The sequence below is a fragment of the Bradyrhizobium sp. UFLA05-125 genome (assembly GCF_059803515.1).
Map to the genome: position 1 here is coordinate 1 of NZ_JBANBJ010000077.1, position 25,823 is coordinate 25,823.

The 25,823-nt window shown below is 61.7% G+C and carries 19 protein-coding genes and 3 pseudogenes; 9 read left to right on the top strand and 13 right to left on the bottom strand.

The genetic code is table 11. The features are described 5' to 3' along the window. Positions 1–325: pseudogene (locus SO156_RS38080) on the top strand (saccharopine dehydrogenase); the annotation flags it as partial. 81 nt (positions 326–406) lie between these two features. Here SO156_RS38080 and SO156_RS38085 read toward each other — a convergent pair. Beyond that, positions 407–652, bottom strand: a complete 246-nt coding sequence (locus SO156_RS38085) for an Lrp/AsnC ligand binding domain-containing protein (RefSeq protein WP_498538376.1) — start codon at positions 650–652, stop codon at positions 407–409. A gap of 40 nt (positions 653–692) precedes the next feature. Between SO156_RS38085 and SO156_RS38090 the strand changes: the two genes are divergently transcribed. The 6 genes from SO156_RS38090 to SO156_RS38115 all read left to right on the top strand — a co-directional run bounded on the left by SO156_RS38090 (position 693) and on the right by SO156_RS38115 (position 6,552). Then, on the top strand, positions 693–818 hold the full coding sequence (locus SO156_RS38090) for a hypothetical protein (protein ID WP_498538377.1): 126 nt from the start codon (positions 693–695) through the stop codon (positions 816–818). A gap of 98 nt (positions 819–916) precedes the next feature. Beyond that, complete coding sequence (locus tag SO156_RS38095; RefSeq protein WP_458145036.1) at positions 917–2,392, top strand: ABC transporter substrate-binding protein; 1,476 nt, start codon at positions 917–919, stop codon at positions 2,390–2,392. Between the two features lie 9 nt (positions 2,393–2,401). Then, on the top strand, positions 2,402–3,559 hold the full coding sequence (locus SO156_RS38100) for a carbohydrate ABC transporter permease (RefSeq protein WP_498538378.1): 1,158 nt from the start codon (positions 2,402–2,404) through the stop codon (positions 3,557–3,559). Positions 3,560–3,642: 83 nt separating this feature from the next. Then, positions 3,643–4,737: a carbohydrate ABC transporter permease gene (locus SO156_RS38105; protein WP_498538379.1), complete on the top strand. Its 1,095-nt coding sequence runs from the start codon at positions 3,643–3,645 to the stop codon at positions 4,735–4,737. 4 nt (positions 4,738–4,741) lie between these two features. Continuing rightward, positions 4,742–5,824 carry an ABC transporter ATP-binding protein gene (locus SO156_RS38110; protein WP_498538380.1) on the top strand — a complete coding sequence of 361 codons (1,083 nt, stop codon included), beginning with the start codon at positions 4,742–4,744 and terminating at the stop codon, positions 5,822–5,824. Positions 5,825–6,183: 359 nt separating this feature from the next. Continuing rightward, entirely contained in the window at positions 6,184–6,552 is a 369-nt protein-coding gene (locus SO156_RS38115; protein WP_458145032.1) for a VOC family protein, read from the top strand. A 962-nt stretch (positions 6,553–7,514) separates the two neighbouring features. On the opposite strand, the gene SO156_RS38120 is transcribed toward SO156_RS38115, so the two are convergent. The 3 genes and pseudogenes from SO156_RS38120 to SO156_RS38130 form a co-directional block, all read right to left on the bottom strand. Next, on the bottom strand, positions 7,515–7,688 hold the full coding sequence (locus SO156_RS38120; protein ID WP_458145031.1) for a hypothetical protein: 174 nt from the start codon (positions 7,686–7,688) through the stop codon (positions 7,515–7,517). Between the two features lie 306 nt (positions 7,689–7,994). Then, positions 7,995–8,249 carry a PilZ domain-containing protein gene (locus tag SO156_RS38125; RefSeq protein ID WP_498538381.1) on the bottom strand — a complete coding sequence of 85 codons (255 nt, stop codon included), beginning with the start codon at positions 8,247–8,249 and terminating at the stop codon, positions 7,995–7,997. 1,081 nt (positions 8,250–9,330) lie between these two features. After that, positions 9,331–10,022: pseudogene (locus tag SO156_RS38130) on the bottom strand (SOS response-associated peptidase). 163 nt (positions 10,023–10,185) lie between these two features. Between SO156_RS38130 and SO156_RS38135 the strand changes: the two are divergent. Then, complete coding sequence (locus SO156_RS38135; protein ID WP_458145029.1) at positions 10,186–10,503, top strand: hypothetical protein; 318 nt, start codon at positions 10,186–10,188, stop codon at positions 10,501–10,503. Positions 10,504–10,695: 192 nt separating this feature from the next. On the opposite strand, the gene SO156_RS38140 is transcribed toward SO156_RS38135, so the two are convergent. Together SO156_RS38140 and SO156_RS38145 are read right to left on the bottom strand one after the other, a co-directional pair. Continuing rightward, entirely contained in the window at positions 10,696–10,992 is a 297-nt protein-coding gene (locus tag SO156_RS38140; RefSeq protein WP_498538382.1) for a hypothetical protein, read from the bottom strand. A 654-nt stretch (positions 10,993–11,646) separates the two neighbouring features. Further along, the gene (locus SO156_RS38145) at positions 11,647–14,244 is read right to left on the bottom strand and encodes a mechanosensitive ion channel family protein (protein WP_498538383.1); all 2,598 of its coding nucleotides are present in this window, start codon (positions 14,242–14,244) and stop codon (positions 11,647–11,649) included. A 96-nt stretch (positions 14,245–14,340) separates the two neighbouring features. Between SO156_RS38145 and SO156_RS38150 the strand changes: the two are divergent. Next, a pseudogene (locus SO156_RS38150) lies at positions 14,341–14,874 on the top strand (DUF2867 domain-containing protein). A gap of 235 nt (positions 14,875–15,109) precedes the next feature. Here the strand turns inward: SO156_RS38150 and SO156_RS38155 are convergent. The 7 genes from SO156_RS38155 to SO156_RS38185 are packed head-to-tail and all read right to left on the bottom strand — an operon-like array spanning position 15,110 to position 25,568. Then, positions 15,110–18,430: a carboxyl transferase domain-containing protein gene (locus SO156_RS38155; RefSeq protein ID WP_498538384.1), complete on the bottom strand. Its 3,321-nt coding sequence runs from the start codon at positions 18,428–18,430 to the stop codon at positions 15,110–15,112. Further along, on the bottom strand, positions 18,423–20,141 hold the full coding sequence (locus tag SO156_RS38160) for an AMP-binding protein (RefSeq protein ID WP_498538385.1): 1,719 nt from the start codon (positions 20,139–20,141) through the stop codon (positions 18,423–18,425). The genes SO156_RS38155 and SO156_RS38160 overlap by 8 nt, the downstream gene beginning before the upstream one ends. Positions 20,142–20,152: 11 nt before the next feature. Then, complete coding sequence (locus SO156_RS38165) at positions 20,153–21,160, bottom strand: ABC transporter ATP-binding protein (RefSeq protein WP_498538386.1); 1,008 nt, start codon at positions 21,158–21,160, stop codon at positions 20,153–20,155. Beyond that, entirely contained in the window at positions 21,157–22,176 is a 1,020-nt protein-coding gene (locus SO156_RS38170) for an ABC transporter ATP-binding protein (RefSeq protein ID WP_498538387.1), read from the bottom strand. Before SO156_RS38170 ends, SO156_RS38165 begins: the two co-directional genes overlap by 4 nt. Position 22,177: 1 nt before the next feature. Beyond that, entirely contained in the window at positions 22,178–23,074 is an 897-nt protein-coding gene (locus tag SO156_RS38175; RefSeq protein WP_458145017.1) for an ABC transporter permease, read from the bottom strand. Continuing rightward, complete coding sequence (locus tag SO156_RS38180) at positions 23,067–23,987, bottom strand: ABC transporter permease (protein WP_458145016.1); 921 nt, start codon at positions 23,985–23,987, stop codon at positions 23,067–23,069. The genes SO156_RS38175 and SO156_RS38180 overlap by 8 nt, the downstream gene beginning before the upstream one ends. Before the next feature lie 21 nt (positions 23,988–24,008). Beyond that, positions 24,009–25,568, bottom strand: a complete 1,560-nt coding sequence (locus SO156_RS38185; protein ID WP_458145015.1) for an ABC transporter substrate-binding protein — start codon at positions 25,566–25,568, stop codon at positions 24,009–24,011. Positions 25,569–25,823: the final 255 nt, after the last annotated feature.

Sequence of the window (25,823 nt, forward strand, 5' to 3'; positions counted from 1 at the left end):
GGAGACCTTTGCCACGATGGTTTCCCTGTTCCGGACCGGCGGTCTCAAACCCGGCGCCGGCCCCACTCGGGAAGAGCGCGAGAAGGGCTTCTACGACATCCTCTTCCTGGGCGAGCTACCGGACGGCGGACACGTCGAGGCGGTAGTCTTGGGCGACCGAGATCCGGGTTACGGCTCGACCAGCAAGATGATCACGGAGAGCGCTCTCTGCCTCGTGCGCGATGTGGAGGGCGAGGGTGGCATCTGGACGCCGGGCGCGCTGATGGGCCCGGCGTTGCGCAAGCGTCTGGAGGAGCGCGCCGGCCTTACCTTCAGCGCGCGTTGAGGTGATACTCAGAACTGCAGCGGCGTGGTGGATTGCGTGGATCGTAACCAACGAAAATGCGACGCGATCCTGAAATCCGGTTCAATGGCCGCTTCTGGCTGCTCGCTCATCGCGGTGTGGCTTGGTGCAGAATGCGGTCCAGCCGCGCGCTGAAGTATGAATGACGACCTGCTGTAGCGGATGCCTTTTCACGCAGGAAGCACTCGTAGCCCGCGGTGCCTTCGACGCCACCTTGACGAGGTAATCGCAATCGCCGGCGGTGAGATAGGCTTCGATGACTTCGGGAAAATCGGCAAGCAGTTGTCCGAAACGCCAGCACTTCCTCAATGGCGGTTGGTTGGCCAGTTGCTGATGAAGGAGGCCCAGGTTGGCGGCGAGGTCCGAGGATCATTTCTCGGCGGCCGCGGTGCTGATGACCATGCCCGCACTCGGTCCTGCTGCGCTTGCACACCAGCTCCAGGCCGCCGGGATGGTACGCCAACCACCATATTAGGAATGCACAGGCTTTTCCGGATAGCGAAATGCTGTAGGGTTACGGATTGCGTGGGCTCAGGCCTCGGCACTTCAATCAAATGTACACGGGAGGGACCTATGGACATTCGAAAGCTTGCGGCAACTGCCGCGTCGGCTGTCGCCTTGTGCGGGTGGTCGGGCATCGCCGGTGCCGGCCAGTATGACGGCATTACGATCAACATCCTGACGCGCCCGGGACCCGTCATCGCCGGCGCAGTGTCCCAGCGCGGCAAGGAATTCGAGAAGCTGACGGGCGCCAAGATCATCGTAAATGAAGTGCCGTATGCTGAGATCTTCCCGAAGGTTCAGCAAGACTGGTCCACGGGAACGAATTCCATTGATGTTGCGGTCTTCGCCGCCGGCTGGGGCGTCGAGCTCGCGGCGGCTGGACTGCTCGAAAACCTCGATCCCTACATAGCGAAGGACAGCAAGATCGACCTCCAGGACATCGCCCCCTATTTCCGCGAGTTTGCCCAGAAGATCGGCGGGCATACGATGGTGATCCAGGTCGATGGCGACTTCCAGATGGTCTATTACCGGAAGGACATCCTGGAAAAGAACAACCTGCAGCCGCCCAAGACCTGGGACGACTATCTCGCCATCGCCAAGGCGATCAACGGTCAGGACATGAGCGGCGACGGCAAGCCAGGCTATGGCTCCTGCATCTTCAAGAAGCGGAACGCGCAGAGCTATTTCGCCGTACAGACGATCGCCTCGACGATCGTTCAGACTCAGGGGACGGCCCAAGGCTTTCAGTTCGACAACGCCACAATGAAGCCCCTTGTCAACAATGCCGGCTGGAAGAAGGCCTTTGAACTCTACAAGGAGACAAGCAAATACGGACCGCCTGAAGAATTAAATATGGACATCGGCGACACCCGCGCCTTGTTCAAGTCGGGCCGCTGCGGCCTCCTGATCGAATGGGGCGATCCGGGTCCGCTGCAGCTCGAAGACGACGCAAAGGGGATCAAGAACAAGCTCTACGCCACCAATGTCGGTTCGAAGGAAGTTTTGGACCGCAAGACCGGCAAGCTTGTTCCTGTCAGCAAAGAGTCTGCACCGAATGCGATCGATGGCATCAACTATGCTCCGTTCTCGGCCTTTGGCGGCTGGGGCGGCGCCATCAACGCCAAGTCGGATCCCAAGGTAAAGCAGGCGGCCTATGACTTCCTGTCTTTCATGAGTCAGAAAGAGCAATCCAACGTCGACGTGACCATGGGCTGGACAGGCTTCAACCCTTACCGCCTCAGCCAGCTCAAGAGCACGGACCTTTGGGTGAAATCAGGCATGGATGAGGGCCTTGCCAAGAACTACATGGGCGCCATTAACGATGCACTTAACAACCCGAACATGTCTTCGGACCTCAAGATCCCGGGTGCGCAGCAGTACACCGGGGTCGTTCTCGACACCGAGCTGGCGCGCTATATGGCTGGCGAGATCACTGTGGACGAGGCCTTGAAGAACATCGAGGCCGGTTGGGAAAAGATCACCAAGGACTTCGGCCGCGACGAGCAGATCAAGCAGATGGCACTCGCTGTCGGACCTGCAAAGTGAGCGAGCCTGATGTCTGATGGGACCGCTACGAGCCAGCCGGGGATTTCCCCGGCTGGCCTTTCTCGGGGTGAAAGCTGGGGCGAGTGGTTTGACCGCCATTCGAGAACGTTCTTCATCGCTCCCGCTGTGACACTTCTCCTACTCTTTGCGATCTTCCCGACCTTCTACACGATCGTCTTTGCGATCAGTCATGTCAGGTTCTCGGCCACCGGTCTCAAATTCCGGACGGTCTGGTTCGAGAACTTCGCGGCCCAATTTACCGGCAACCAGCAGGTTCACTTCCTCGGCCGCTTCACCAGCATGAGCATCGCCGGCTGGGTATTCACCCTCGTGATTGCTGGCGCCCTGCTGTGGTGGCTCTATCGCGCCGTCGTCAGGGGAACTACCTGGGTCGGCCTGGCCGGGCGGTTGATCAGCGCAGCCATGGCAATGTTCATTGCGCTTCTATTCGCCGCCACCCTGCTCTCCGGCAATCAGTGGGGCACGCTGCTCAATACCCTGTTCTATGTCGTCGTTGGTTGCTCCGTCCAGTTCGTCATCGGCCTGATGCTGGCGTTCCTGTGCTCGCAGCCCGTTATCGGCAAGAATTTCTTCCGCATCCTGTTCTTCATCCCCCTCATGATCACCCCGCTCGGGGTGGGCTATGCCTTCAAGATGATACTGGACGTGACCAAAGGTCCGTTCCAGCCCTTCTGGCAATTGATCGGTCTCGGGAATTGGGCGTGGTCAACCGATGCCTGGGCCGCTCGCTGGTTTGTTATCCTGGGGGACTCCTGGCAATGGATCCCCTTCATCTTCATCGTTCTGCTCGCCGCTCTGGAGAACGTGCCCAAGGATCATGTCGAGGCCGCACAGGTCGACGGTGCCTCCAGTTTCCAGATCTTTCGCGAAATCACCTGGCCGCAGATTCTTCCAGTCGCAGCAACCGTCATGCTTATTCGCATGATCGAGGCGTTCAAGATCGTGGATCTGCCAAACATCATGACAGCCGGAGGGCCCGGAATAGCAACCGAGTCAATGACACTGCATTCGCTGTTTCTCTGGCGCGCAAATAACATGGGTGATTCCGCGGCCGTGGCATATCTTCTCCTGATTTTGACCGTCGTCGTGTGCTCCTCGTTCTTCAACTATGTGGTCGTCAAACGGATACGCAGGGCGCGGGCATGAGCGGGGCGACTTACAAGATTTCCAGGCACCGGTCTTTCAGACAGCGATTGTTCGAACCGCCTGCCGTGGGCAAGATGTCCCTTATGGCCAACCTTGTGGCCTCGGCCATCCTGTTGTTCTGGTCACTGTTCGTGCTCTTTCCGATCTATTGGGTGGTCATTACGGCCTTCAAGGATGCCGCGACCGTCAATAACGGGCCGTTCTTTATCCCTTTTGTCGATTTCCAGCCGACGCTGAAGGGTTGGACTGCACAATTCGCAACAGACCCTTATTGCGATGCCTATTCGATCGGCCGCCAGCTTTTCCTGCTGGTCAACAATCTGTTCGCCTTCATGGTGTCGCCGATCGTGAAGATCGAAAAGCTGGAGCCGCAGATTTGCAAGGTCTACCTTGCCTATACGAATTCCTTTGTGATCAGCTTCGGCGCCACCGCGCTTTGCATTGCGGTCGGGTCCATGGCGGCTTACGCGCTGGCGCGCATTAGCTACAAGCCGAAGTTCGGGAACATCGTGGCGTTTGTGCTGCTGGCCCTGTCGGCCATCGTCGCTTCCAACTATTTCGATGTTCATTGGGCGATTTCAGGCTCAGTTGCCCTCGCCCTGTTTTTCCTTCTTGCCCGCGCCTTACGGTGGCGTTTCAAGTCCACGCTCGGAAATGACGACATTCTGTTCTGGATCGTATCTCAGCGCATCTTGCCACCGATCGTCGTCATTATTCCGGTCTACATGATGTTTCAGTCCGTCCGCATGATCGACACGCACCTCGCGCTGATCATCGTCTATGCGGTCGTGAATCTGCCGATCGTCGTCTGGCTCATGCATGACTTTTTCGCGAACCTTCCCGTTGAACTGGAGGAATCGGCACAACTCGATGGCTCGTCACGCTTCGAGATATTCTGGGACATCGTGTTGCCCTTGACCCGTCCGGGGCTCGCTGCAACCACCCTGCTGACGCTTATTCTCAATTGGAACGAGTATCTCTTCGCGATCTTCCTCACGACCGCTCGGGCCCAGACCATGCCGATCATGGTTGCCGCCAAGAACACCGGCGAGCGTGGCATTCTTTGGTGGGAGATGTGTGCCATTATCATGATCATGATCCTTCCCGTGATCATCATGGCTGTGGTGTTGCAGCGCTATATCGCCAAGGGCGTCTTGCTTGGTGCGGTCAAGGGATGAGCGGATGAACAAGACAATTTCGGGCGCCGCTCGCCAGGTCCCGGTCCGTTTCGACAAGGTGCGGAAATATTTCGGTTCCGTGAAGGTGCTCGAGGAATTCAATCTGGACATCGCGCCGGGCGAATTCCTGGTGCTGCTCGGCGCTTCCGGCTCGGGAAAGACCACTGCGCTGCGCATTCTCTCCGGCCTTGAGACCGCCACTGCCGGCCGCGTATTGATCGGCGACCGCGATGTTACCGACATCTTGCCGAAATACCGCGACATCTCGATGGTGTTTCAGTCCTACGCGCTCTACCCGCACAAGACCGTGGCCGAGAACATCGGCTTTCCCCTCAAGGTTCGCCGCATTCCCGAAGCTGAGCGTGCCGCCGCGATCAAGGAGGCCGCCGCTCAGGTTCAACTCCAGACCCTGCTCGACCGCTACCCCCGGGAGCTATCCGGAGGTCAGCGTCAGCGAGTGGCGCTGGCTCGGGCCATCATCCGCCGCCCGTCGGTGTTTCTCATGGATGAGCCGCTTTCAAATCTCGATGCCAAGCTTCGTGGTCACATGCGCGCCGAACTGAAGCACATGCAGCAGTCGCTGGGCATCACGACCATCTATGTCACTCACGACCAGATTGAAGCCATGACCCTGGCCCACCGGGTCGCAATTCTGGAAAAGGGAGTTCTGCAACAACTCGATACGCCGGTGAACACATACAACGATCCTGCCAATCTGTTCGTCGCCCAGTTCATCGGCTCACCGCCTATGAATATCATCCATGGAACTCTGGAGGGCGGGACCTTCATGGGCCACGGAGCCCAGCTGGTGTCATCGGTGTCGGGCAGGATCGCCAGGGCTGTCCTTGGTGTGCGGCCTGAAGACTGCACGATCGTTGAGCACGACAAGGGCGATCTGAAGGGCGAAATCTACGCCAACGAGCTGATCGGCGACCACACGCTTGTGACGGTCAAGGTCGAAAATGACTTCATCGCCGTGAAAGCCCCCAAGCAGTTTGCTGGCAGGCAAGGCGAGCGCATCGGTGTCTCGCTCACGCCATCACGCACATTCGTTTTTGATGCTGAAAGTGGCCTGCGTGTGCGCTGAGCGGACGCTTGGTTCCACCCGCAAGGATACCATCGTATTGATGATCAATATCTTGCGGATCAAGATCTGAATTGGTGTTTTAAAATATCCCGCCAAAGAAGTGGATTCTCGATGCGACTACCGTTTCTTTTTTCAGGCACTGACATTATCCAGACGTGACCATCGTCGTCCTTCGCGTTGGGGGATAAGCAGACATCAGGCGAACCGGCAAAAGTAGCGCGAGTGACCGGATCATCCCAGACTCTCGTCGTGATGGCATCCTGCAATGAGACCCCTTCACGCCACAACCTGCAAGACCTATCTATGGATTGTCTTGAGCATGCCGATACGTCTCGGCGTCTTTAGCGAGAGGTCTTCCGATGACCATCACCCTCAACCACACCATCGTCCCTGCTCGCGACAAGAGGGCCGCGGCACAATTTTTTGCGCGCATTTTTGACCTCCATGCCGATCCGAAAGGCGGCCATTTCGCGCCGGTACGTATCAACGAGACGCTCACGCTCCTTTTCGACGACGAGGAGGAGTTCGAGAGCCACCACTACGCCTTCCACGTCAACGATGCCGATTTCGATGCCATCTTCGGCCGTATTCGCGAGGCGAAGCTCGCCTATGGCAGCGCACCGTGGAGCCTCGACGACGGTAAGCTCAACGACTGGAATGGCGGCCGCGGCGTCTATTTTCGCGACCCTGACGGCCATGTGCTCGAACTAATGACCGTCCCGCAGTGAGCTTCACCCCTCCGCTGCGCGATGAGGTGCTCGAGACATTCTCCTTGTGCAGTGTGTGAGTCAGGTCCTGGCCCGGAGCCGAACAGGCCAATGATGGGTCGTCACGTCGGCTGTCAGCGGTACGCCGGACATCGGTCCACAGTCGCTTCCACCGCCGCCCTTCACCGTAGCGGACCATACGCCTTTATCAGCCAGCCTCGGCGACTTGCTCGTCTGAGGGATTGGTGTAGTCTTCCGGCGTCACCCGTCCGGGCTTGCGGCCAAGCCAAGGCACCGCCAAATGACGCACAGCGGCCAAAAGGGCTTCGGTATGACCAAGCACGGCCGATCAGGGCATGCGACCCGATCGCCGCGTTTCCGTTTCCTGCAGAAGCTCGAAGCACAAAAGAACGATCGCAAGGACCGCTCTCAGATCAAGGACCCGAAACAGTCCGTCGAAGAGCTATTCCATCCCCGGAAGCCGACATTAACCTGACGCTGTGTTGGGTCTAGTCGGTTGTTACTCGTTCGCGCTGGTAGAGACTTCCGAGCCTTACCCGGACCAGACCTTCGGTGATGTCCGCTATTGCGCCGCTATCGGTGGCACAGCGGACCTCGTACGCGCCGTGACCAGGTACACCCCCTCAGAATTTGGATTCGTCGAAAGACCACTTCCGCGTTCTGCGGAATCCAGACGAGCAGTCCCGGCTACAAACTAAGTCTGGATCCGGTAAACCCCGCGTCCGCCTCTTCCGCTCTTCGGGCTTCTTCTCGAGATTCAACGCGCGCTGAATCCGACCCGCGAACATCGTCGGCCGCGCTTCTCCACAACAAGTATCAGCGCTTCAATCGCTGCCAACCATTCCGCCACGTCGTATTCACGCTACGGCAACGTGTGATGAACGTTGTTGCGTCGTGCAGGGTGTGCAATTCCTGGCCGTTGGGCAGCACGATCGCGTCGTCAAATGGTCGTTGCCAGCCGCTCACGGCTTGTTCTTGTCGGTTATTCCCCGCGCCGCCATCTTCAGTTCTAATTCGCTGATTTGCTCTACCAGCCGCTCCACAATCTGTTCGTAGTCGGACAGCGCCAGCGACTCTATTCCGCGCGCCATCAGCTCGGCCTGTAGGACTTCCGCCATAACGGCTTTGATGCTCATTGGAAAAGCTCGATCGTGATGAAAACAAAAACCAAGCTCACAACTACCTACGTCCACTAGAACTACCGGGCAGGAGGCACCGAGGCTATCAGCTTACAAGGAACACACCGGTAGACCCGCACAGCCTCACGATTCCCGATCGGCGGCAGCTCGCCAACGCGAGTCATCTCGCGTTTGCACTTCTCGCAGATCGGTCGTTGATTGCCGCTTCGCATGGTTGAGTGCTACCAGATCTATCGGGACCAAGCACTTGGGACATTTACGGGGGATGACTAATTCGGCAGGCGGGTCAGTCGAGCGGCTCTGCTAATCCTGGTCGAACGCTACACCCATGCGATATTCCTTCCGCCAGACGACGTGACAGGACAACTCCAAGCCGTCCTCCGGTATGATCAAATTGAACTTGTCCGGGATGTGAAGCGAACGAATTAGGTTCGAGAACTCGATAGCCGCGCCGGTAATCGAAATATCGCGAATCGTGCAGGCGAATTTCGAGCCCCAGCGCTCAACCGTGGCAGGCTTTCTCACACGAAAGCGTGGAGCGACTCGCGTCTCAACCATGATGAGCGATCCGGATACGGTCACAGAAAAGGAACGATAAAAACAAACCGTCGCACTAGTATTGACTGACGCGCTGCACGGTAGGCATCGCGAGCGCACGTAAATCTAGGAGGGAGTCGTTAGCTCACCGTTAATGGTTGCTTTCCGTTCTCCGTATTTTTTCTGATGCGGCCGCGCTTCATGGATTAGCACGCGTGATAGTTCGACGTCGGCGGCAGTAGGTGGCGTGTTCTCGTCTTGAACCGGCCATCGATTGCCGTGAGGCAGGGTCTTTCCTTGCGCATCCGCACCTCACAGCTTGCGGTGACGCCGGATGCGAGCTGCCGCTGCCGATCGCTTAATACCCAAAACAGACCCCTCGCGAGAGGGGCCGCAGGTTACCGAAGCTGGGCTTATTTTGCCGGTACGACAGTTATGGGACCGATTATGAGCTCATAGTACGGATGTGCGGTGGAATATGCGCACCCGTCCTTAGTCGCCAAGCCCCCGGCGGCTTGATCAAGTTCATCCGCTAATAGCTCACGAGGTGGCTCATGCGGTTTAGCATGCGCAGCAGCAATAATCGTAGGCATGACTTACTCCTTCTACGGCACGGGACCATCTCCCGAACCGTAACGGTAAAGTCCGCTGGACGGGCGCTGACGGGCAGTGACCTGAATCACATCCCTCACCAGGGCATTCGATTTCTCTTTCGTGGTTTCGCGCCTGGCGTTGTTCGCCGCGCCATTTCGTTGCCCCGTACATCGCTCTGGTGCGCCCGGACATCTGAACCGCAGCCATGCCATTTCGATGATGATCGAGAAGTAGCAATGGAAGTGCTGGCACGTTTTCCGTATTTCCGAGGGGATGGCCTGCCTGGCCCGGAAGCTCCGGACTACGGGCTCGGCCGGTTAGGCTTTCCCCAAACACCGGCGGCCCGTGTGGCGCGCGGCGATGGACGGCCGAATCTGGCAAGGCGGAAAGTACGCCCGGGTGGCCAAGCGTGCGGCCCGGCAGAGTCGTCGGAACCAAGCGGATCGAAGGGTTTCGGCGCGATAGACGAACATCCCCATTCGGCTAGTGCGGTTCCTAGGTACCAGCACTATCGGGTGAAGGCACGGACCGGCCAGGCCCTATGCGGCTGCCGATCTTCCTTATCGGCCCCGCGCATCACGATCTTGAGCGCATCGTCTGGCAGAGGTCGCTGCAACGCCTTTGCCTCATCCCAAGGCGCCCGCATCCACCTCTCGCTCCTCGTCAGTCGTCAGGATCACGGGCATGGCCTTCGGATGGATCGGCTCGACCATGGCGTTTGGCGCGGTCGTCAGGATGCCGTAGAGCAGATGCGGCCTCGGGATCGGCTTGGACTTGGGGCCTCGGTCACCCTTGAACTCGGCCCAGATGCCCGCGAACGCGAACAACGGACGGTCCTCATTCAGCGAGAACCAAACCACGTCCTTTTTCTTCGTCTCAGGGTTCGGCTCCGGCGCGTATTCGGCAAAGCTGTTGGCCGGGACCAAGCAACGATTCTCGGGCTTCAGCCATCCCCGCCAATGCGGCGATGACGCGTTGCGGATGTTGGAAATGGGCGGCCCGCCGGTGCGCGGTGGTTGCGGCATGCCCCACCGCATCAGAACCATCTCGCGCTTGTCCGCAGCGTTGCGGACGACCGGCGCCGGGTAGTCCGGGAAGACGCCGGGCATCGGCCGCTAGGTTGCCGACGTAGCGGTTGATCACGCGGAAAAGAGCCCGGATTGCCTCTTGGTTGGTCGTGACCGAATAGAGATTGCACATGGAACCGATCTATTAGGGACGGGCGGGCCGGCATTCTGCAGCGCAATGCACCGATGGCAGGTACCCGCCAATAATTGGCTAACTCCTTTTTGCGTATAGTCTTTTTGATCACAATCGCTCTAAATTCCAATATTCAACCGAAGGTGGTTATTTGGGAGGTCTGTTGAAACGCTCCCCCTCAATAGTGACGAATGCGTTAGCCCGCGGCGATGTCTATCTTGTGCTTGAGGACTTTGGCGGCGGGCTTGGCCGCGCCTGGTGCGAGACAGCCGAAGAGGACACCGGTCGTGCGACGCTTCTCCGGCACCTGACAGAAGGCCAGTACGAACATCCTGTTCGCATCATTGTCTTCAACACGACACAGGGATGGTCGCGCGATGTGACTGCGGAAATCGCTGACGAGCTTCGCCGTCGTTTGCTCGAGCTAGGCGACGTGACTCCCTCCCTGCTGGATTTTGTTGAGAGGGCAATGCGGCACTGAAGCATGCCTGCACCAAAATCCGCCGCGAAAGCGTGCCCGCCAACGATGAAACTCATTTCCACATCCACTATGGACGGTGGTCTCGCGCCGCTCCGACCCGCGATGGATTGATAATTTGCCAGCCGCCGATCGCGGCGCTTTGATTGTGGCACGCCCGCTCTCACCCGCCGCTCATCGCGAGACGTGGCTCATCTACTTTGGTGATGCCCGGGTTGGTGTCATAGGGCGCCGCGCCGGGGTCCCTAACTCCGCCCCGCAGTGGGGTTGGTCTTGCGGCTGCAAGATCTCTTGGCCCACAAGCGTTACCATTATGGTGTGGTTCATATCGTGGTAGGCTGCATCGCTGTCGGCGATGTTTTCTAGAGCGAGGCGCCCCACGAATGCAATGATGTCCGGATAGGCCGGCTCAAGGACGCCATAGCTTTGAACGTATGCCTCCCGAAGCTGCTCGATAAATGCCTCGATGACAATTTGTGTGGGATTGAACATGGTCGCCTCCCCCTAATGAGTGGATGCTATTCCCGTTCGGGCCCGCCGTCACGAGCACGCATCTCGTTGCCACCTTCCCTATCCTTGCCGACTGTGGCCTGAGAGGGGGATCAATCGCGGCATGCGCGAAACCAGGGAGATATTGGCTCGGAGCGCCGCGCAGACCTAGCGGTATGCCGCTATTGGCCAACCGCGTAATTTCGTTGTGAGGCGGGATTTGTTCGCTATCGGGGCCTAGCAGACCGTACCCTGACTCGCTGCTCACTCAGGCGGGTCGCGAATGACCCTGGCTGTGTGAAAACGCGAAGGATCGAAACACGGCTAGAATTACATTCTGCAGTTCGTCATCTAAGTTGAAATCGCTTGCAAGCTTGAACGCTAGAGCGGTCTCGGACGAATAACTTGTTCTATCGGGCTTAAGCGTCTTGGCCTTTTCACACAGCCAAGACCCGGAGCGGACATGCCCTCCCCTTGCGGCAGCGGCTTTTGATCCGGTGCGCAACGGTTGGAACCGCTGTGACGGCGCAGTTGATGCGCGGTCTGGCACAAACCGTACCTCACACGATTGGGACACCACGCCATTCCAACAATTTCAGCGTTAGCCCGGAGTCTATCGTCGAAAAGTACAAGGTCTCGATTGCGTTCCCAACAAGCCTAGGGTCTGACGAGATTTGTCGGCTGTCTTGGCAGATTGGCAAGCTGCCCTGCAGCGGGCCCTTTGGCTTCGCCCCTTGTCTTATGAGCGTCACTTGGGAGATATTGCGCCATCTCACGCAACACGTCGATGGTCTGCAGCGTGACCTCCGCCTGCCGGGACGGGAACGTGATCCCGGCCTCCTGGAAAGCTTCCAGGATGGCGATCCTTAGATCAGCGGCCACGTTGCCCCCCGCGCTAAGATCGACAAAGGCGTAGAGTTTGAAGGTGAGGCCGTCTACCCCAAAATCTTCAAAATCGAAGGACGGTGCAGGCAGTGTCAGGACACTGGGATGGTTCTGCGCGACCTTGAGCAGAATCGATTTGACCGCCCGCGGATCAGAGCCATTCGCGACCCTAACCGGGATTGCGATGCGACGCTTGTTGTCGCGCAATGTCCAGTTCTTCACCTTCTCCGTAATGAAGTACGAGTTTGGAATCACAACACTCGCTCGCTCAAACGTCTCGACCTCGGTCGAACGAACGCTGATCTTGCGAACATAACCTTCTTCGCCTCCGACGACGACCAAGTCACCAACCTTGATGGGGCGCTCAGCCAGAAGGATCAGCCCTGACACGAAATTGTTGACGATGCTTTGCAGACCGAAGCCGATTCCGACGGAGAATGCGCCGGCCAGGATCGCGAGACTGGACAGGTCGAAGCCTGCGTAAGAGAAGGCCGCAAGCGTTGCGATGACGACGCCGCCGTATCCCACTCCAACACGAATCGAATCGCGGAGGCCGCCCGAAATGCCCGCCGCCTTGAGGACCCGCTCATCGAGCCAGCCCTGGAAAAGTCGGGCGGCGCCATAGGCGAGCCCGAACACGATCACCGACGCGAGGAGCACCGCAACGGATACGTGGGTGTTGCCAACCCGGAAACCGAAGAAGAGCTGCGTGTACCAGTCGTAGACTTCCGGCCAACTATAACCCCACTGGAGCAAAATGAGGGGCACGGACAGTATGATCACAATAGCCTTGAGGAGCAGGCCGATCGGCAGAACTAGCCGCTCGTGCCGCCGGTGTTGCTCACCAAAGCTTTCCTTGAGCCAGCGGCCTGTCGCTGCGCGGTCGTCGCCCAAGCCCTGCATCAGTCCATCGACCCACAGCAGCAGCAGGTAGGCAAACGCCATAATGGAGCCGGTCACGACCAATTGTTGCGCGAGAAACCGAGCAAGCGCCAGGTACCCGGCAAGCGCAGATATGACAATCGCAGTGACTGCAATCCAAACAGGAACCCGCAGCATGCCGAGCAGCCGCGGAGAGAGGGTTCGGTCCTGGTGCTGCGCCTCCAGCGGCGTAAGAAGGATGGCAACGATGATTCCAGTCACAAGCAGGCTCGAGGGAAGTGCGACCGCGACCGTCAGCGCAAAGGGGGCCTGCACGACGCGGGTGACCATGTAGAGCAACGTGGTCACGCCATACACGATTGCGAGCGCCACAAGGAGCCCGCAAATCCGACGTGCTGTGCGATCTGAGACGGGGATCAACCGCCAATGCGACACCCTCGGTGCGAACGCGCTGATGACAAGCACGCTGACTGCGAGAACGGTGATGATTGATTGCGCAGTCGAGTACAGCAGCCAATCGACGCGTTTAGGCAATTCATGCATGTCGGCGACGAGCCCGTAGAGGAAAGCGATCGGCACCACGGCCGGCAATATCCACAGCAAGGCGATGGCGCCGGCGACCGCAGCGCGCCGCCAGAAAGGCTGATCGTCGTCCTCGGACGGCCGGCGGCGCAACCGCCAGGTTCCGAAGGAGGCGGCAATGGTGAGTCCGACCAGGAGCAGTCCGGCTTCGAAAACGACGAGCAACACCTCGTCCTGATCGCCGAGACTGCGCCACCAGCCGGTCATGATGCCGCGAACGCGGTATGTGGCTAATGGGACATAGTCCGGCACTCTCGACCAGGTCTCAGACGAGTAGATGCCAGGGACCGGCTGCAACAGGCGCGTCGCGAAATTCTTTCGACGGATGTCCTGGATGGTATCGATGAGCTTGTCGATGCGCAGGTTGGCGGAGTCGATCTCTTTCTGGCCTCCAGTCAACACTCCGAGGTAGTAGGTCCGGTCAGCTCGAATTCGTGCTACGTCGTCCGGCTCGGTTGGTTGACCGGTGGCCGGTGCCGGTCCGAGCAGGCCCAATTGGTCCCTGGCGGCCGCGAGTGCAGGTTCAAGATGCGTGCGGAAGCTCCCAATCTCGCCGCGAACGCGCTGGAGCTTGTCACGGAAGTCGTTCAGTTCCGAATAGCGCAAGCCCGGCTTTTGCAGGTCGCTCTCCAGGCCCGAAAGCTCCTGTTGCCAGCCCGTGATCTGCTTCTCGATGTCAACGCCGACACTTTTGTTGGCACGTGCGACGATCTCGGCCGTATTGAGCGGAGCGGCAGGCGGTTTTGCTGGTTGCGCGGTGGCTTGCGCATCCGACGGAGAACCGGCGTGCGAAGCCACATCTGGATTAGGCGATGTCGGCGCCTGTGCGGTCTGAGCCTGAGCGCCGGCTACCAGCAGGAAAAAGAGGCTCAATGCCCACGCTACGAACCACAGTCGGTGGATCATCGGCTGCTCTCTCATATCCGATGGTTACTCCTCGATCCTGATGGCAATTCTGCTCAGCCGTCTCCGAAAACTTGATGGCCAGACAATGGCTCAAATGTGCGATTCCGTGTTCAGCCACAGTGTTGCGTAATATCGATTGAGCCCGGCGGGGCCTGTTCCTTTCCAAACTGGAATGGCACCGATAAACAGCCTCCTGACAATTGTGCAATTCAACTGCCGGCGGGGGCCTGCGATGATCTGGAGGTGCTGGCACGCACCGCGCTCGAGCGACAGGCGTGGTGGATTCGTGCGCTCACTCGTATCCGTGATGTGGTGATGGCGACAGTCGCCGTCAAATCGTCGCGCGCCGTCGGTCTTGCCGCCGCGGCGAGTGGGCCGGTTATCGGCTTCTTCCCGGTGCTGTCAAAGAGCGCGACGGAGTTGGTAGTGGGCGCGGACGACTGACATCTCGACTTCCGCGTCACCATCCAACTTCGCGCCGATGCAGCAAATGGGCGCGAACTGGTCGCGGGTACCGTGGTGCATTGCCACAACCGACTGGGGCGTACCTATCTTACGACGATAGCACCGTTTCATCACGTGATTGTGCGGGCCAGTTTAGAACAGGCGGCAAGAGCAATGAAGATTTAAGCATGCTTTGGTGGTCGCGACTGGCTGTAGTTGGCCATTAGGCGCCTGCGGCCCGGAGCGCTGCCACTGGGGAACGGACCTAACCAATTCATTCGCGCGGGCCGCCAAGTCGTAGTTTGTAACCTTGTGGAGTTTAGTCTTGTTTCAAGTTCGAGCGCATCTACCGGTGGCATCACTATCTCGTGGAAGTAGCTGACATCATAGCACTCGTGCTCAAACTTGTCGGCCGAGTTCATCACCAGGTGTCCACACACGGCCGTTTGCGGCCGTTGCGTTGCCGCGGCGGTGGCGCCGAGCGCAAGCCCTTGATGATCCAGTCGCGCGTCTCGATCGGGTCGATCACCTGATCGATCTCGAGCACTGAGGCAATGTTGATCGCCTTGCCAGTCTCGTAGAACTTCGCGACCATGTCGCGGAAGAATTTGTCGCGCGCCACCGGGTCAGCGATCGCCTCCATCTCCTTGCGGTAGCCGAGCCGCACGGCGCCTTCGAATCCCATGCCGCCGAACTCACCGGTCGGCCAGGAGATGGTGAAGGTCTGGGCGTGGAAGCCGCCGCCGGCCATCGCCTGGGCGCCGAGGCCGTAGCCCTTGCGCAGCACCACGGTGAAATAAGGCACCGTGATACTCGCCGCGGTGACGAACATCCGGGAGACATGGCGCACCAGTGCGGTCTTTTCCGCCTCCGGGCCGACCATGAAGCCCGGCGTATCGCAGAGCGACAGGATCGGGATGTCGAAGGCGTCGCACAGCTGCATGAAGCGCGCCGCCTTGTCGCCAGCGGCGGCATCGATCGCCCCGCCAAGATGTTTTGGATTGTTGGCGAGCAGGCCGAATGGCTGGCCCTCAATGCGCACGAACGCGGTTACGATGCCGATGCCGAACTCCGGCCGCAGCTCCAGCACCGAGCCTTCGTCCGCCAGCGTGTCGATCACGGTGCGGATGTCGTAGACCCGCAGCCGATTCTCCGGAATAGCCCGCCTCAACAGCCGCTGATCCGGCGCCGTCCACCCCCTGATCGGTCCCTGGAAATAGGAGAGATATTTCCTGGCGGCCTCGATCGCTTCCTGCTCGTCCTCGATCAGAATGTCGATCACGCCATTCGGTACCTGGAAGCCGACGGGGCCGACTTCCTCCGGCTTGTACACCCCGAGGCCGCCGCCCTCAATCATCGCCGGGCCGCCCATGCCAAGCGTCGTATCCTTGGTGGCGATGATGATGTCACAGCAGCCGAGCAGCGCGGCATTGCCGGCGAAGCAGCGGCCGGAAACCACACCGATCAGCGGCACGAGGCCGCTCAGCCGTGCGAATTGGCCGAAGGTCGGCACGTCGAGACCAGTCACGCCGAGCCGCTCGGTGTCTCCGGGCCGGCCGCCACCGCCCTCCGCGAGCAGCACCACCGGCGTGCGCAGCTCCTCGGCGAGCTTGAACATGCGGTCCTGCTTCTTGTGGTTGCGCTGGCCCTGGGTGCCGGCGAGCACGGTGTAGTCGTAGGCGACAACCATGCAGCGCGCGCGATCAGCATCAAAGTGCCGGCCATTGACGGTGGCGAGCCCGGAGACCACACCGTCCGCCGGAGTGTTGCGGATCAAGTCATCGTGCGTGCGGCGGGCGCGTTGCGCCGCCAGTGCCAGCGAGCCGTACTCGATGAAGCTGTCCTCGTCGACCAGCGCGGCGATGTTCTCCCGCGTCGTGCGCTGGTTGGTCTTGCGACGGCGCGCCACCGCATCGGGGCGGTTCTCGTCCCGCGTAAACGCCTGGCGAGCCAGCATCTCGGCGAGATCGGGACGGATGGCATCGAGATCGGCGAGATCGTCGTCGGCCTCCACCGCGCCGTCGATCTCCGCCGGCTCGATGAACACGATCGGTTCGTCCTTGGCGAGCGTATCACCGACCTTCGCAGCGACCAGGCGAACCACGCCGCCCTCCTCGGCCGCGACCAGATGCTCCATTTTCATCGCTTCGAGCACCGCGATCTGCTGACCGGGCCGCACGATCTCGCCATCTGCGACCGCAATGGCGACGACTGTGCCCTGTAGTGGCGCGGCAATGTCGACCGAACCGGCGGGCGCCGCGACCTTGGCCGCGCATGCTTGCGCAGCTTGAGCCGCTTCGCCGGAGCCGGCGAAGAACCGGTGCGGATGCGCCGCCGCGGCGGCGTCCACCAGCTCGGCTGCGTGGGTCTCGACGAAACGTGTATTGACGCGATTGGCGATAAACGCCTTGTTCGCGAGCAGCGCCTGCAGAAAAGCAAGATTGGTGGCCACGCCCTCGATCCGCACCTCGCACGCGGCCCGATAGGCTCGCGCCGCTGCCGTGGCGAAATCCGGCGCGGTCGAATGCACGATCAACTTCGCCAGCAGCGAGTCGAACGAGGTGCCGGTGCGGTAGCCGGTGTAGCCGAAGCTGTCGACACGCACGCCCGGGCCGGACGTCATGTCGAATGCGGTCAGCGTGCCGCTGGCCGGCTGGGTATTTCCATTGTGGTCCATGGTCTCCATGTTGATGCGCAGCTGTATGGCGTAGCCGCGCGGCGCCGGAATCACCGGCTGGTTCAGGCCGAGCGCCGCCAGCGTGGCACCGGCGGCGATGCGCAGCTGGGTGGTAACGAGGTCGACGCCCGTCACCTCCTCGGTCACCGTGTGTTCGACCTGCAGGCGCGGATTGGCCTCAATGAAGGCGAAGAACGCGCCCTCCTCCGGATCGCCGGCATCGACCAGAAACTCGAACGTGCCGAGATTGTCATAGGAGGCAGCGGATGCGAGCTTCAGCGCCGCATCGGTGATGCGGGCGCGCTGCTCCGGCGACAACGAAGGGCTCGGCGCGATCTCGATCAGTTTCTGGTTGCGGCGCTGGATGGTGCATTCGCGCTCCCAGAGATGGCAAACCGCACCGCTGCGGTCGCCGACCACCTGCACCTCGATATGGCGTGCGTCCTCGACGAGCCGCTCGACATAGACCGCGTCGTCGCCGAACGCCGCCTTCGCTTCCGAGCGGCAGCGCGCATAGGCCTCCGCCACACCGGCGGCCTGGCGCACTGCACGCATGCCACGGCCACCTCCGCCGGACACCGCCTTGATCATCATCGCTCCGCCGCCGAGGCTGTCGAAGAATGCTACCGCCTCGTCGAGGCTGGTCGACCCGACTGTACCCTCGATCACCGGCACGCCGGCTTTGATCGCGAGCTTGCGTGCAGCGACCTTGTCGCCGAACAGCTCCAGCGCCGCCGGCGAGGGACCGACGAAGGTGATGCCAGCCTCTGCGGCCCGCCGCGCGAAAGTCGCGTTCTCGCTGAGGAAGCCATAGCCGGGATGGACTGCATCACAGCCGGTGTCCCGGGCGATCGCGATTACACGGTTGATATCGAGATACGCAGCTGCGCCGGCCCGCCCCAGTGGCTGCGCCTCGTCCGCCTTGCGCACATGCAGCGACAGCGCATCGTCGGCGGAATAGACCGCAACCGTGGCAATGCCGAGATCGGCCGCCGCGCGGGCGATGCGGATAGCGATTTCGCCGCGATTGGCGATGAGGAGTTTCTTGAACACACGTTCACGCATTGAGCAACGAACCCAATTCCTGCTTCTTGACCTTGCCCGTCGCCGTCATCGGCAGCGACTCGACGATCCGCACTTCCGGCACTTTGAACACCGCCATTCGCTCCCGGCACCAGTCCTCGATCGCCTTGGCGGTGACGCCGGCAGCTTCCTCGGGTTTCAGGAGAACGAAGGCGACCGGCACCTGGCCGCGCTCCTCGTCCGGCCGAGGCACCACGCCGGAGCCGGCCACCGCTGGATGCTGGCCGAGCAGTGCCTCCAGCTCGCCCGGAAACACGCTCATCCCCTTCACCTTGATCATCTCCTTGCGACGGCCGAGGTAATGCAGATAGCCGTCCTCATCGATGAGGCCGATGTCGCCGGAGTGCAGCCAGCCATTGCGCAGCGTCTCGGCGGTCGCTTCGGGTTTGTTCCAGTAGCCCTTCAGCAGCGATGGCGTGCGGCAGCAGATCTCGCCCTCCGCGCCGAGCGGCAGGATCGCCCCGGTCTCGAAATCACAGATCTTGAATTCGGTGCCGGGCACCGGCAGGCCGACAAAGGTCGGTCGCGACTTCAGGTCAAAATCATCGTCCTGCATGCCGGTGGTGAAACTGTCGGAGGTGTGGGTCTCGGTCATGCCCCAGGCGGATTCGGCGAGCACGGTGCCGACCTTCTCCTGCCAGCGGCGGCGGTAGTCGAGGTTGAGTTTCTTGACGAAGGAGACGACGCGCACATTGGTGAGCGAGCTCAGGTCGAACTCGCCAAAGCGCGGATGGTCCATCAGCTCCAGCGCGCCGTCGACCGGCATTGCCGTGCTGGTCACCTCGTAGCGATCGATTGCCGCCAGCACCGCAAGCGGATCCCAGCGCGTCAGCAACACCAGCGTGGTGCCGCTGAACACCGGGAAGATCAGGCACATGTTCTCGCCGGCGATCCAGAATTCCGGGAAGAAGCTGAGCGCGATCGAGCTCTCCAGCGGCGGCGCCAGCGAGGTGTTGGCCGCGACCGTATAGAGCATGTCGCGCTGGGTGTGGATGCAGCCCTTCGGCATGCCCGTAGTTCCACCGGTGTAGTTGAGGGCGGCGATGCCGTCGAGCGAGGTGCCGTCCGGAAAGGATGGCGCGGCGATGGCCGCGAGCGCCGGCATCATATCGATCGCGTCCGGACAATCGATCTTCGCGGCCCGTGCCATCGCCGGCGCGGGAATCGCGGGCTCGGCCGGCATCACGTCCGCGAAGCTGGTGACGATCAGCTTGCGCAGCTGCGTCTCAGGCAGCACGTTGCGCACCACCGGCATCAGCTGGTCGAGCGCCACGATCACCTCAGAGCCGCAGTCCCTGACCTGGTAGCCGAGCTCGAAGGCCTTCGAGAGCGGGCTGACCGGGCAATGCACGGCCCCGAGTTTGAGAATGCCGAAGAAAGCGATGTGGAACTGGGGGCAGTTCGGCAGGAACACCGAGACACGATCGCCCTTGCGCACGCCCTGCTGCGCCAGCAGCGTGGCGAAGAGGTCGCTCTGGCGGTCGAGCTCGGCATAGGTCATCGCCGTGCCGTAGAAAACCACCGCCGCCTTGTCCGGGCGCAACCGCCCCCAGGTCCGCAGGTACTCCGTCAGCGGCTTCTCGCCGTGCGGATAAACGATCTCGCGGGCGAGATCCTTCGGCCAGGCCTTGCGGTACAGAACGCGCAAGTCTTCCAGGTATTTTTGTTCTTCGACCGGTTGTTGCTGGGACATGCTTGACCCTGTCAGGCTGGAGACAATGAGAGTGGCGGTATGACGTCGGCGTGGTGACAGGCGACCAGTTGGCCCGCTGCAAGCACCCGGCCCGCGGGCACGTCGGCCGTGCAGATGTCGGTCGCGTAAGGACAGCGAGGGTGGAACTTGCATCCCGGCGGCGGCGCAACCGCACTGCCGATTTCTCCACGGATGACGCCGGCGGGGGCGTGATGGTCGGGGTCTGGTCGTGGCACTGAAGCAAGCAGCGCGCGCGTATAGGGATGGGATGGCTGCCCGAACACCGTGGACGTCGGCCCGCACTCCGCCATGCTGCCGAGGTACATCACACCGACGTGCGAGCTGAAGTGCTCGACCAACGCGAGATCGTGGGCAACCACCAGGTAGGTCAGGCCGAACTCGTCCTGAATGTCGGCGAGCAGGTTCAGGATCTGCGCCCGGATCGAGACGTCGAGCGCCGAGATCGGCTCGTCGAGCACCATGAACGACGGCTTCAGCGCCAATGCCCGCGCGATCGCAATACGCTGGCGCTGGCCGCCGGAGAATTCGTGCGGATAGAGGTCGGCTGCGGCCGCCGGCAGCCCGACCACGTCGAGCAGCTCAGCGACACGCTGGCGGCGGCTGGTACGATCGCCGATGCCATGAGCCATCAGCGGCTCGGCGATGATTGTGCGCACGCGCAGCCGCGGGTTGAGCGAGGCATAGGGATCCTGAAACACGGCCTGGGCCTGGCGCCGGTAGCCCCGCAGCGCCGCCGACGACGCCGAACCGAGGACGACTCCGTCGAACAGGATGTCGCCTGAGGTCGGCTGCTCCAGGCCGAGTACCAGTTTGGTCAGCGTGGTCTTGCCGCAGCCGGATTCGCCGACCAGCGCAAAGGTCTCGCCCCGGCCGATGCGGAAGCTGATGTTCTCGACCGCGCGCACGACGCCTCCGCCACGAACCGCAAACCGCTTGGTCAGGTTGCGCACTTCGAGCAGCGGGGTGTCCGTCCCGCCCATGTCATCGAGCCTCGTCATGGCCGCGGCTCCGCCAGCCAGCAGGCGGCCCTGTGGCCGCGGGACACATCGAACGCGGGCGGATCGTCGTCGCACCGCTTCATCCGCTGCGGACAGCGCGCCGCGAACCGGCAGCCTTTCGGCGGATCGATCAGGCTCGGCGGCTGGCCGGGGATCGCCTCGAGCCGTCGGCGCCGCTGACCGAGGCGCGGGATCGAGTTGAGGAGGCCCTGCGTGTAGGGATGCGCCGGGTTGCGGAAGATCTCGCGGACATCGCCGCTCTCCACCACTCGCCCGGCGTACATCACTGCGATGCGGTGGCAGATGCCGGCGGCGACGCCGAGATCATGGGTGATGAGGATGATGCCGACCCCGCTCTCGCGCTGCAGCTCGCGGAACAGCTCCATCATCTGCACCTGGATGGTAACATCGAGGGCGCTGGTCGGCTCGTCGGCGATCAGAAGGCGAGGCGCGCAGGCGATGGCCATTGCGGTCACCACACGCTGGCGCATGCCGCCGGAGAATTGGTGCGGATAGTCGTCGAGGCGTTTCCCCGGCGAAGGAATCCTCACGCGGCCAAGTACTGCCTCGACCGCCTTGCGAATGGCGCCTCGTCCCTCGACGACATGGTGATAGCGGAACGGCGCGCCGACCTGATCGCCGATGGTGAACACCGGGTTGAGTGAGGTCAGCGGGTCCTGCGACACCATGGAGACGCGCCGGCCACGCCAGTTGCGCGCCATTTCGGCGTCGCTGAGCTTGACGAGATCGGTGCCGTCGAGCTCGATCGAGCCCGATACGATGCGGCCGCCCGGCTTCGGCAACAGCCGCAGCATCGACAGGCTGGTCATGGTTTTGCCCGAGCCGGATTCGCCGACCACGCCGAGCGTCTCACCTTCCCCGACCTCCAGGTCGACGCCGTCGACCGCACGGACGACACCACGCCTGAGGTGCAGGTAGGTCTTGAGATTCCGGACCTTGAGCAGCGGTGGCTTGATGACCGGATCAGGCGCCGGATCGATGGTAAGGGTCGTCATCTCAAAGCTGCCTGCGTTTGGGATCGAAGGTATCGCGGAGCCAGTCGCCGATCAGGTTCGCCGACAGGCAGGTCAGCATGATCGCGACGCCAGGCAATGTGATCGCCCACCAGGCGTTCTCGATGTAGTTGCGCGCGTCGGCCAGCATCAGCCCCCAGGACACGTCCGGGCTCTGGATGCCGAGGCCGAGGAAGCTCAGCGACGCCTCGAAGATGATCACCTGGCCGACCTGCAGAGTCGCCAGCACGAGCAGCGTATTCAGCACATTGGGCAGCAGGTGGCGCACGAAGATGGTCGGCGTCGAACAGCCGGCGACCTTGGCAAGCGCGACATAGTCGCGCTCCTTCAGCGACAGGATCTCGCCGCGGATGATGCGCGCGTACCACGTCCAGTAGGTGATCGAGATCACCACGATCACCGTCGTCAGGCTCGGCGACAGCACGGTGGCAATCACCAGCGCCAACGCCAGCGAAGGGATCGACATCTGGATGTCGACGAGGCGCATGATTGCGGCGTCGACCCAGCGGCCGAAATAGCCGGCGATCATGCCGACCAGCGCCCCGATGCCGCCGGAGATGACGATGGCGTAAATTGCGACGGTCAGCGAGATGCGCGCTCCGGCGATGATGCGGCTGAAAACGTCGCGGCCAAGATTGTCGGTGCCGAGCAGATGATCGAGGGAGCCGCCGTCCTGCCACGCCGGCGGGTGGAAGGCGGCGCCGAGATCGAGACCGTTGGGATCGTGCGGGGCCACCGCCTCGCCGCCGATCGCCGCGATCAGCACCAGCGCGAAGATCAGCAGCGACAGGTAGGGCACACCGCCGCGGGCGATGCGGCGCAGCCAGCGCGCGCTCATGACACCGGAAACAGGCGCGGAGGTCGCAGAGACGTCAGCCATCTTGCCGGATCCTCGGATCTATCATGCCGTAGCTGAGGTCGACCAGCAGGTTGGAGGCGACGAACAGGATCGAGGTGAACAGCACGCCGGCCTGCACCACCGGGAAGTCGCGGGCAAACACCGCTTCGACCACCGTGCGGCCAAGCCCCGGCCAGGCGAAGATCACCTCGACGACGAAGGCGCCGCCGAGCATCGATGCGAAGTAGACGCCGAGCACCGTGACCAGCGGCACCGCGGCATTGCGGAAAGCATACTTCCACACCAGCAGCCGCTCCGGCGCGCCGACCGCGCGGCCCATACGGATGTAGTCGCTGTCGAGCACATCGAGCATCGCCGAGCGCACGATGCGGGTTTGCGCCGCGACCGGATACCAGCCGAGCGCGATCGCCGGCAGGACGAGGTGGGAGATGCCGCCGGCGCCGAACGCCGGTAGCCAGCCGAGGTTGACCGCGAAAACCAGGATCAGCAGCAGGCCGACCCAGAAGCCGGGCATCGCCTGCCCCAGCATGGCAAAGCCCTTGCCGAGCTTGTCGATCCAGCCGCCGCGGTATACCGCCGACAGCACGCCGAGCGGCACAGCGAGCGCCACCGAGAACAACAGCGCCGACAGCGCGAGCTCGATAGTCGCCGGCAGGCGTTCGAGCACGAGGGCCAGCGCCGGCATCTGCCAGCGATAGGAGTTGCCGAAGTCGCCGGTCAGCGCCTTGCCGGCGAAGATCAGGTACTGCATCCACACCGGCTTATCGAGCCCCATCGCCGCGCGCGTCTGGTCGATCAGCGCCTGCGGCGCATCGACCGGCAGCAACAGCACGATGGGGTCGCCCGTCATGCGGGAGATCACGAAGATCAGGATCGAGGCGCCGATGATGCTGACGATGCCGTGCAGCAGCCGGCGCAGGGCGTAGGCGAGCATGGCCTGGCTCCGCGGGTCCGCTTACGGTTTGAGACCGATCTCCTGGAAGCCGCGCCACGCGCCCGGATAGGGCCACGGACGGAAGTTGACCTTGTCGCGCCAGGCCAACGTGATTACCGGACGATAGGTGGTGAGGCCGCCGAGCACGTCATTGTGCTTGTAGATTGAGATCTTGCGGATCAGCTCCTCGCGCTTGGCGGGTTCCATGGTGGCCTTCAGCTCCTCGACCATGGCGTCGGCCTGCTTGTCGTCGGTGTAGGAATAGCTGCCCCAGCCCTTGCCCGGCACGAAGCTGTGGAGATGCCCGCCCCACGGCGTCGCCGGATCGCCCGGCAGGCCTTGCGTCCACATCCAGCTGAGAATGCCATCCATCTCCGGCGGGCCGTTGCGACCGCGACGGCCGAGGTTGATCCACGCGCCGTATTCGAGACCCTGCACCTTGCAGCGGATGCCGACGGTGCCGAGATAGGCGAAGATCGCCTCGCCCATCTCCTTGATGTTAGGCTCACGCGGCGTCGTCAGGTTGTAGCAGGGCGTCTCGAAGCCGTTGGGATAGCCGGCCTCGGTCAGCAGGCGCTTGGCTTCCTTCGGGTTGTACGCCCAGGGCTTGAGATCCGGATCGTAACCGGTGCTTCCCTTGCCGACCTCGGCATAGCGCTCGCCCTGGCCGAACAGCACGCTCTTGATGATCGCATCCATGTCGATCGCCTGCGCGACCGCCTGGCGGACCTTGAGCTTGTTGAATGGCGACTCCGGCTTGTAGGTCGGGAAATCGATGTAGAGATTGTTGCCGGAGATCGCGGTGAAGGTCTTTACGCCCGGCATCTTCTTGAACTCGGCGACCATCGCCGGCGGCACGTTGTCGATCCAGTCGACCGCGCCGGACTTGAACGCCGCGACGCGCGTCAAGTCCTCGGGAATGATCTTGATGGTGAGGTTCTTGACCTTCGGACGCGCGTCCTTGTTCCAGTAGTCGTCGAAGGCTTCGAGCTTGAGGTCCTCCTTGACCGAGCGCGACACGAACTTCCACGGGCCGGTGCCGACCGGCGCCTTGGCGAAACCGTCCTCGCCGACCTGCTCGAAATACTTCCTGGGGATCGCCCACAACTCCAGCGAGTCGGCGATGTAGTTGCCGTCCGGCTCCTTGAAGTGGATGCGGAAATGCAGGTCGTCGACGATCTCGAACCGCTCGACATTGGCCTGCAGGTGCGACCAGCGCGAGATCTTGGGATCGCGCAGCCGCTGGAACGAGAACTCGAAGTCGGCTGATGTCAGGGGATCGCCGTTGTGGAACTTGACGCCAGGACGAAGCTTGACGTCGATCACGGGCTTGCCGTCCTGCTGCTGTAGCTCCCAGGACTCCGCGAGCCAATTCACCGGCTTTTCGTCGGGATCAAAACGCACCAGCTGCTCGAACATCTGGCCGATGAAGTATTGATCGACGCCAGCCGAGTATTTGGTCGGATCGAGGGTCGTCCCCTCCGCACCGAACGCGACGGTCAGATCACCCGAAGCCTGCGCCGACGCAAGTGCGGGAGACAACGCAACTGCCAGCCCCAACAAGATACCCGTGAGCTTCATCGTCGCCTGTTCCTCCCTCGCCGGATGCATTTTTTGTTGTCGGGCGCGATTCCGCCCGCACCGGTTTTGATGCCACGGCGATTTAGCCCGCTGGCTGGCTAGCGAAACCACCTTCCCGTAGGAATGTCAATTGTCGACAATCCGACATTCGCCCGCTAAGTTCCGTTCGTTGGAATTAGCGGGCGCAGGTTGCCGGGCGGTGTGGCACGCGAGGTTGATGTGAGTGACTTGGTGCGAAAAGACTTGGAACGAAAG

Coding starts and splice junctions, on each gene's coding strand:
- SO156_RS38095 (WP_458145036.1), top strand. CDS start 917: ATGGACATTCGAAAGCTTGCGGCAACTGCCGCGTCGGCTGTCGCCTTG.
- SO156_RS38100 (WP_498538378.1), top strand. CDS start 2,402: ATGTCTGATGGGACCGCTACGAGCCAGCCGGGGATTTCCCCGGCTGGC.
- SO156_RS38105 (WP_498538379.1), top strand. CDS start 3,643: ATGGCCAACCTTGTGGCCTCGGCCATCCTGTTGTTCTGGTCACTGTTC.
- SO156_RS38110 (WP_498538380.1), top strand. CDS start 4,742: ATGAACAAGACAATTTCGGGCGCCGCTCGCCAGGTCCCGGTCCGTTTC.
- SO156_RS38115 (WP_458145032.1), top strand. CDS start 6,184: ATGACCATCACCCTCAACCACACCATCGTCCCTGCTCGCGACAAGAGG.
- SO156_RS38120 (WP_458145031.1), bottom strand. CDS start 7,688: ATGAGCATCAAAGCCGTTATGGCGGAAGTCCTACAGGCCGAGCTGATG.
- SO156_RS38125 (WP_498538381.1), bottom strand. CDS start 8,249: ATGGTTGAGACGCGAGTCGCTCCACGCTTTCGTGTGAGAAAGCCTGCC.
- SO156_RS38140 (WP_498538382.1), bottom strand. CDS start 10,992: ATGTTCAATCCCACACAAATTGTCATCGAGGCATTTATCGAGCAGCTT.
- SO156_RS38145 (WP_498538383.1), bottom strand. CDS start 14,244: ATGATCCACCGACTGTGGTTCGTAGCGTGGGCATTGAGCCTCTTTTTC.
- SO156_RS38155 (WP_498538384.1), bottom strand. CDS start 18,430: ATGCGTGAACGTGTGTTCAAGAAACTCCTCATCGCCAATCGCGGCGAA.
- SO156_RS38160 (WP_498538385.1), bottom strand. CDS start 20,141: ATGTCCCAGCAACAACCGGTCGAAGAACAAAAATACCTGGAAGACTTG.
- SO156_RS38165 (WP_498538386.1), bottom strand. CDS start 21,160: ATGACGAGGCTCGATGACATGGGCGGGACGGACACCCCGCTGCTCGAA.
- SO156_RS38170 (WP_498538387.1), bottom strand. CDS start 22,176: ATGACGACCCTTACCATCGATCCGGCGCCTGATCCGGTCATCAAGCCA.
- SO156_RS38175 (WP_458145017.1), bottom strand. CDS start 23,074: ATGGCTGACGTCTCTGCGACCTCCGCGCCTGTTTCCGGTGTCATGAGC.
- SO156_RS38180 (WP_458145016.1), bottom strand. CDS start 23,987: ATGCTCGCCTACGCCCTGCGCCGGCTGCTGCACGGCATCGTCAGCATC.
- SO156_RS38185 (WP_458145015.1), bottom strand. CDS start 25,568: ATGAAGCTCACGGGTATCTTGTTGGGGCTGGCAGTTGCGTTGTCTCCC.